Source organism: Nostoc sp. 2RC, from assembly GCF_014222165.1.
GTDB lineage: Bacteria > Cyanobacteriota > Cyanobacteriia > Cyanobacteriales > Nostocaceae > Nostoc > Nostoc linckia.
Window position 1 is genome coordinate 1 of the sequence record NZ_JACKZU010000374.1, and the last position, 7914, is coordinate 7914.

Annotated in this window: 7 protein-coding genes; 3 read left to right on the forward strand and 4 right to left on the reverse strand. The window is 38.0% G+C overall.

Features of this window, described 5'->3' with window-relative positions; all coding sequences use genetic code 11:
• The first annotated feature begins 115 nt into the window (after positions 1-115).
• The 3 genes from GNE10_RS28960 to GNE10_RS28970 all read left to right on the forward strand — a co-directional run bounded on the left by GNE10_RS28960 (position 116) and on the right by GNE10_RS28970 (position 3657).
• Positions 116-691 (forward strand): GNAT family N-acetyltransferase, encoded by a 576-nt coding sequence (locus tag GNE10_RS28960; protein WP_185569105.1) that lies wholly within the window; start codon positions 116-118, stop codon positions 689-691.
• 86 nt (positions 692-777) lie between these two features.
• On the forward strand, positions 778-2235 hold the full coding sequence (locus tag GNE10_RS28965; protein WP_185569107.1) for a YdiU family protein: 1458 nt from the start codon (positions 778-780) through the stop codon (positions 2233-2235).
• 192 nt (positions 2236-2427) lie between these two features.
• Entirely contained in the window at positions 2428-3657 is a 1230-nt protein-coding gene (locus GNE10_RS28970; RefSeq protein ID WP_260447072.1) for a TIR domain-containing protein, read from the forward strand.
• A gap of 69 nt (positions 3658-3726) precedes the next feature.
• Here the strand turns inward: GNE10_RS28970 and GNE10_RS28975 are convergent, their stop codons facing one another.
• The 4 genes from GNE10_RS28975 to GNE10_RS28990 all read right to left on the reverse strand — a co-directional run bounded on the left by GNE10_RS28975 (position 3727) and on the right by GNE10_RS28990 (position 7780).
• Positions 3727-5451 (reverse strand): ABC transporter ATP-binding protein, encoded by a 1725-nt coding sequence (locus GNE10_RS28975; RefSeq protein ID WP_185569109.1) that lies wholly within the window; start codon positions 5449-5451, stop codon positions 3727-3729.
• Between the two features lie 328 nt (positions 5452-5779).
• Complete coding sequence (locus tag GNE10_RS28980; protein ID WP_185569111.1) at positions 5780-6301, reverse strand: hypothetical protein; 522 nt, start codon at positions 6299-6301, stop codon at positions 5780-5782.
• Positions 6302-6393: 92 nt separating this feature from the next.
• Complete coding sequence (locus GNE10_RS28985; RefSeq protein WP_099072807.1) at positions 6394-7017, reverse strand: exopolysaccharide biosynthesis protein; 624 nt, start codon at positions 7015-7017, stop codon at positions 6394-6396.
• A 157-nt stretch (positions 7018-7174) separates the two neighbouring features.
• Positions 7175-7780: a DedA family protein gene (locus tag GNE10_RS28990; RefSeq protein ID WP_099072808.1), complete on the reverse strand. Its 606-nt coding sequence runs from the start codon at positions 7778-7780 to the stop codon at positions 7175-7177.
• Positions 7781-7914: the final 134 nt, after the last annotated feature.

The following is a 7914-nucleotide window of genomic DNA, read 5'->3' on the forward strand; positions in this document are numbered from 1 at the left end:
CTCCCACACCTCCCACACCTCCCACACCTCCCACACTTCCTGCTTGCCCAATGCCCAATGCCCCATGCCCAATGCCCTATTTGCCCAATTCCCAGTCAACAGTCAACAGTCAACAATGAAATTAGAATTACCATTAATTAGAAGCGATCGCTTGTTATTGCGATCGCCTGTTCAAGAGGATATACCCCAAATTATTAAATATTTTACTGAAAATAAAACCTATTTGACTCCATTCTACCCTCTTTGGGCTGATGGTTTTTTCACTGAAGAATATTGGCAGTATCAAATAGAGAACAATTTTTTGGAATTTGTCAATGGCCAGTCTTTAAAGCTATTTATTTTTACGAAAAAAAACCCCAATGTAATTATTGGGACTATAAATTTTACTAATTTTGTTCGCGGAGTTGCTTATTTTTGTTATGTAGGATATAGCCTCGCCCAAACAAAGCAAGGTAATGGATACATGACAGAAGGACTAAAAGCCGCAACTCAATATGTTTTTCAAGAATTAAATCTTCACCGCATCATGGCTAATTATATGCCTCACAATCGACGCAGTGGCAATGTTCTCAAAAGACTGGGTTTTGTCATTGAAGGATATGCTAGAGACTATTTATTAATTAATGGACAATGGGAAGATCATATTTTGACAAGTCTGATCAATCCTAATTGGCAAGTGCCCAAATCTTAAAATATTTCGTAATTGAGAAGATGTGGATACTGATGCATAAGCCAGAGGTAGTATTAAGGGAAAGAATTAATTAAGTTTTGTTTGTAATGACTCTGGCCCAAACCCCAAACAACAAAAATTCTAGCAATCCTTTTCTTTCTCTGAACTACGAAAGCGCTTTGGAATCTTTAGGTGATGACTACTACGACGAGGTTGCACCAGAAGAATTTCCGGAACACATCTTGCGTTGGCGTAATGATGCACTGTTACCGCCTTTAGGTCTCGATCCCCAAGTCGTTAAAGATGAAGATTTCATCACAGCTTTTGGCAAATTTGAGGGACGTAAACCGTTTTTGGCAATGCGTTATCACGGGTATCAATTCGGTGACTATAACCCATTATTGGGTGATGGTAGAGGCTTTCTCTACGGGCAAGTACGGGGTACTGATGGGCAATTATACGATTTTGGCACAAAAGGTTCTGGAAGAACGCCCTACTCCCGTGGTGGCGACGGTTTACTGACGCTTAAAGGTGGAGTGCGGGAAGTTCTAGCTGCGGAAGCACTGCATCATTTGGGTGTACGTACTTCGCGGTGTCTGAGTATGATTGAAACTGGTTTATCACTGTGGCGGGGAGATGAACCTTCACCAACTCGTTCCTCTGTAATGGTGAGGATGAGCAATTCTCATATTCGCTTTGGTACTTTTGAGCGCCTACACTATTTGCAGCGTCCAGATTTAACTCAAAAGCTGTTAGACCACGTAATTCAGCAATATTATCAGCACTTGGACGCCCAAGAAAATAAATATGCTTTATTTTACGCCGAATTAGTTAAAAGAGTTGCAGAATTAGCAGCCCAGTGGATGGCGGCTGGTTTTTGTCATGCAGTTCTCAATACTGACAATATGTCGATTACCGGAGAAAGTTTTGATTATGGCCCTTATGCATTTATTCCTCACTATAATCCATACTTTATAGCTGCATATTTTGATTATTACGGACGCTATTGTTATATTCATCAACCAAGCGTTTGCCAGTTAAATCTAGAAATGCTCCAGGAACCTTTGAAGGCAATTATTCATAAAGACGATTTGAAGTTTGGATTATCGAAGTTTGAGGAATATTATCAAGCAGAATACACTTCTTTAATGTTGAAAAAATTGGGTTTTCTAGATTTACCAAATCCACAGACCAAGGAACTTTTGAAGTTAACCATTGAATTTCTAACCAATAGCAAAGTTGGTTACCACGAATTTTTTTATGAAATGGCTCGCACCTTTTCAGCTAAATGGCGAGATGAACCAGGATTTGTGATGAATGCTTCCGAGCTTGTACCAGTACCGGGAGCATCAGGGATTTTTGATGATTGGTGTATATTGTACCATAAAATATTGAATGATTTAGATGGCGATCGCCTACCCGTAATTGCCGAAACTCTGGCTTTTCATAATCCCAAGACTGCATTATTAAGACCAGTCATTGAATCGATTTGGGAACCAATTGTTCAAGAAGATAATTGGCAACCTTTTTATGATTTAGTACAGAAAATTCAATCACGACAATAGTTAAATCGCAGTTACCATTAGACCTTTTGCTTGCATTGCTTTTTAGACTCTTGTGGTCAAAGGGATACATCTTTATTGGGGAAAGGGAAAATACCAAACATGCACCCCCTTTCCCCTTTCCCTTTTCCCTACTTCTGCAAGAAGTCTATTGTAGAGACGTTGCCATACAACGTCTCCATGCATAAAATTGAAATGCCTATTGACCAAGCATTTCAGAAAATTTTAAAAAATATGAACGAGATATACATATCTTATGCATGGAAAGACAACAACAGTGAATTAGGGCGGCAACGGGAAGAATTAGTTGATAAGATTTGTGAAGCGCTGATTTCTCAACGTTATAATTTAATTCGCGATCGCAATCACTTGACCATAGGAAAAAGTATACAGAAATTCATGCAGGAAATCGGGCGCGGCAATTATGTGATTGTTGTGGTCAGCGATAAATATTTGCGTTCTGAGTACTGTATGTTTGAAGCTATTGAAATAATTAAACACAAAGATTACGAACAAAAAGTTTTTCCAGTTGTTTTAGAAGATGCCAATATTTATAGTAAAGAAGGCAAAAGCGATTATCTAAAATATTGGCAGGAACAAAGAGAAAAAGCAGAAAAACTCATAAATTGGGAACTGGCTTCAGATGTAGATTCGGCAATGCATAACGTTGCTGCCAAAATTATAGATATTTCTCTAAAATTTGAGGAATTCGTATTTTTTATCTCGGATAAATTAAGCATCAATCCTACCCATAATTTTAATGCATTTATCAATCAGCTAATTAATACTATTAGAAATGATGCCGTTCAACTCAGAAGTCAAAGAAACATTTTAGTTGCAGGCACAGGAAACTTTCATATTCCTGATGAAGTCAATTGGTGCGCTCAACAGCTTGGAGAAAAAATAGCAGAATATGACTATAAATTAATCACAGGTGGATGGGAGGGAGTAGATTATGTTGTGGCCGATAAATTTGCCGAAAAAATAGCACAAAAAAATTTACGTCTTAGTGAAAAGTTAACACATGTTGTTCCCCAAGGAAAACAACCGGTGTTTAAGGGAGGGAAAATCGAATATACGGAACCGGGTATTAATGAATGGCTAGATTGTTTGCAACATTCAGATTTAGTGATTCTTGTGGGGGGTGTTGGCGGAACTTACGAGACTTATATGTATGCTAAACAAGAAAAAATTCCGGTGATTCCTATTGTCTGCACTAATGGTGATGCGAAAAAAGTCTTCGACGAAATGCTACAAAATTGGGATAGTAAATTAATGGGAAATGTATCACCAGAAAAATTTAAGTCACTGAATCAATATATTAATGATGAATCAACGGCGGCAGATGTGGTCAATGATGTTATGGATATTGTCAATGAAATTATTTTTGCAAAAATCATGTTACAGCCGGTTTCACCTATTTGAAACACAATGCTTTATAGAAACCTACAGTAGAAAACGGGGAACAGGATTGAAAGTTTCTTGGTACTTCACTTAACTCAATTGGTGAGTATAAAATTGGGCGTAGCGACCGTCTAAGTCTAATAATTCTTCGTGGGTTCCTGATTCGATTATTTGTCCTTGTTCGAGAACTAAAATACGATGGCACTTTTTGATTGTTGATAAACGATGGGCAATAATCAACACTGTCCGGTTTTCCATTAGTTTTTCTAAGGCTTCCTGCACCAAAGCATCTGACTGGGAATCTAATGCAGATGTGGTTTCATCGAGAATCAAAATTTGTGGGTTGAGGTGAACAGCACGAGCAATGTTAATTCTTTTTCTTTGCCATAGTGATAACTTGACGCCACCTTCCCCTACCCAAGTACGATAACCTTCTGGTAATTCGCTAATAAATTCATCGGCGTTAGCAATTTTGGCTGCGGTGACGACTTCTTGCATATCAAAAAAGTCTTGCCCAGAAGCAATATTTTGGGCAATTGTTCCAGAAAACATGATAGTTTCTTGGGGAATAATGCCTATTTGTCGCCGCAAAGTATGTAACTTAACATTGCGGATATTAATATCGTCAATTAAGATTTGACCAATTTGGGGATCGTAGAAACGCGGTAAGAGATTTACCAACGTGGTTTTACTAGCAACAGAAGTACCTACAACAGCGATCGCTTCACCCGGTGATACCAAAAAACTGATATTCTTTAATACAGGCTCTCCTGGTTGATAGCTAAAAGAAACATAACGATATTCAATTTGACCAGTCACTGGAGGTAAAGGGATGGCATGTGGTTTTTCGACGGCCGTCGGTTGAATTGCCATCAACTCAAAAACCCGGTGAATAGATGCTTCACTCTGCCGAAATTCATTGTAGTTTTTAGTAATCTGACTAATGGGATCGATTAACAGCGCCGCCGCCGCTAGATAACTAAAAAAATTAGCTATTGTCAAATTGTCTTGGGAAATTTGCCACGCCCCCACTATCAATAAAGATAAGACAATTGATGTTTCTAAAAATCCCACAATGGGAATTTTCATTGCTTTTAAGCGTTGGGCTGAATATTTTGCCCGCAGACTGCGTTCTGCTTCAGAACCAGAACGAGCAATTTCATAGTTTTCCGCCGCAAAAGCTTGCACCAAACGGATACCCTGAAAAATTTCTGAAACAATTGCAGATAAACCAGACACCCGATTTTGACTTTTGAAAGAATACTTGTCTAAGTATTTACCAAACCAGCTGATTAAAATAGCAATTAATGGTGTAAATATTACCGCTACTAGTGTCAATTGCCAATTCAAATAAATCATGTAAATCGGAATTGCCAGCAGTTGCAAAATACAGGGAATAAACTGGTGACATATTTTATTTACTACTTCACCAATTCGGTCAACATCTTCAGTGAGGCGGCGAGATAAATCACTTGCTTTTGTAGTTTCAAAATAGCTGAGATTGAGCTTTTGGATATGCGAGTATAGTTGTTGGCGTAGATGAAAAGCAACTTTTAGAGCAGCTTTCGCCATGTACATATCTTGTATAGATTGAAACAAAGCCCTCACAAGAAAAATTAAGGCACAAATCCCAGTTACTTGGACGATGGCTACTACATTACCTTGTCCGAAGGGAATTGCTAATTTACCAGCAAGATTGATTAACACTAATGTTGCCAGCACATATCCGAAAATGCCAATAAATCCCTTAGTGATAGTTCGCCACTGGGGTCGGATATAAGGTAGCAGTAGCCAATAACTATAACGCTTTTTCAAACTCTAACGTCCGGAAAAATAGGGTATTGGATATTGGGTAAATAGGGAGTGTTGACTGATGACTGATGACTGATGACTGGCGAGTTATATCGAATTGATATAGGAAGGATTGTTTGAAATTCTGGAAATACCTTTGTAACAAAGGCTTGGAATCCAAAATCTAAAATCTAAAATCCAAATTGCTATTAGGAGTTATTCTTTTTGTCCTCTCCCCAATGCCCTCATATCATGTCCGCCGCATCTTTAGCAAAATCCCAAAAGCCACTTCTGTGCTGTTCCCTGCTCCCTGCCCCTTAAATGATAAGTCTTCAACCGGACATGATATCATCTATTTTTGTTCGACCTCCCAGCGAAACAGCCGAGGCAATTGCGATACATCTATAGCGTAATTGATAATCCACAGCACTAGTTGAAAGATTAACAAATATCGCACCCACAGCCATTTAGTTTCAGAACCTAAAATTGTTAAACCCTCATATAACTGCCAGAAACGATACGGTAAGTATATGTAAGGAACCATCACCCACACTACATTTTGTAACTCTCTCAAGGCGACTCTTTCGGAAATGATTTGTAGCCCTAATACGATAAAATACCAACCAAGCACAGTTAAAACAGTGCGATCGCTCCACCATACACCCCACAACAACATCACTACTAATGGCAGTAGTATTCCTAATATTTGTACTGAGCCAAACCAAATTTTATACCAACCAGGAAACGGTAAAGGCAAAGTGTAGGTTTTTGTGTTTTTCCAGCCCCAATTTACAACCACAATAAAAAGTGTGGCAACGAGGAAAAAAATCAGGTTTTCTATCAATAGGTAGAGGTTAATGTTTAAGGAAGTCATAAAATTTCATGAGTAGCTTAAAAACCCAAACTGCTTTATCCTTTAATTCTGACTTCTAATTTTCTACTCCTGCATTCTGACTCCTGAATTCTTCAACGACCTAGCCAAGTCTTAATGATGTCAAGCAGACTGGAACCACCCCAAACCAATGCCAATAGAATTGAAGTAGTCAAAATTGCTCCCATCAAACACAAAACTAAACCACCCAAGCTAATGGCACCATCATCTTCTGATAAGCCAAAGCTAGTGACGAAAATTCCCATTGCTGGTAGGGTATTAGTTCCGGGAATTGGAATCATCATAGAAATTGCCATCAAGGCGATGGCACTGCCAATTGTTACTCTACCTGGTAAAGTAGTACAAATATAACTCAAACGAGGACGGGCGATCGCTTCAATCCTTTTTAACCAAGGAATCCCTGCCTTTAAAAAACCCTGGACTGTTTCAAGTTTGATGGCATGATTCATCATTTTATTTGGTAGCCACGGAGTTTTAGCACCAGCAATCAGCTGAATTGCAAGTAGAAAAATCAGGATACCGAAAGGAGTTGAATATCCCGGTGCTGGAACTGGTAAAGCCGAAGGTAGAGATAAAATAATCAGCAAAAAACCAAAAATTCTTTCTTTGGCTAGTAGGAGAATATCTGCCAAAGTTACATTTGCAGGTCGTTCTTCTTCAAAAAAATAGCGTTGCAATTCGTTAGATAGTTTAGCCATATTTATTGCACCAGAAAATAATCCTAAATTTGTTTGAAGTTTTAGGAAATGAATGAGATGGAGAATAAAAATTGATAAATTACATAAATGATATATGAATTGGTGTTTATCTGGACTTTTGACTCCTGAATTCTGAATTCTGCATTCTGAAATATTTTCAACCTTTATTTGCTCTATTTTCTTGTATCAGATGAATAATTGAGGGTACTAAAGAAATAACTATAATTAATCCAATAATTGGTAACAAGTACTTATCTACCTGTTCAGGTGGTAATGATTTCCCTAAGAAAAATCCTAACAGAGTGATTCCAAAAGTCCAAACGAAGCCACCAATTAAGTTGTAAGACATAAATGTCCGGTAATGCATCGCTCCAATACCCGCTACAATGGGCGCAAAAGTCCGTACAATAGGTAAAAAACGTGCTAAAACAATAGTTTTCTTTCCGTGTTCTTCATAAAAATTTTGGGTTTTAACAATGTGTTTTTTGTGAAACAACCACGAATCTTCCTTATGAAATAGTCTTCTGCCAAATTTATGACCAGTAAAATAGCCAACATTGTCACCTAAGACTGCACAAACAAAAGCACCAAAAATCAGAACCCAGATATTGAGTAAATTCTGAGATGCTATAAATCCAGCCGTGAATAATAAACTATCTCCAGGGAGAAAAAAACCTATTAACAAGCCAGACTCAGCGAAAACAATTGCCCATACTCCAAAGTAGCCAAGTGATTTAATTAGTTGCGGTAAATCCAAATGCATAAAATTTATTAGTTTTCTAACATATAGACTCACAAGATCTTAACCTTAGTCATTGGTCATTGGGCATTGGGTATTAGTCATTAGTCATTAGTCATTGGGGAAACAGGGAGTGTTGACTGTTGACTGTTGACTGG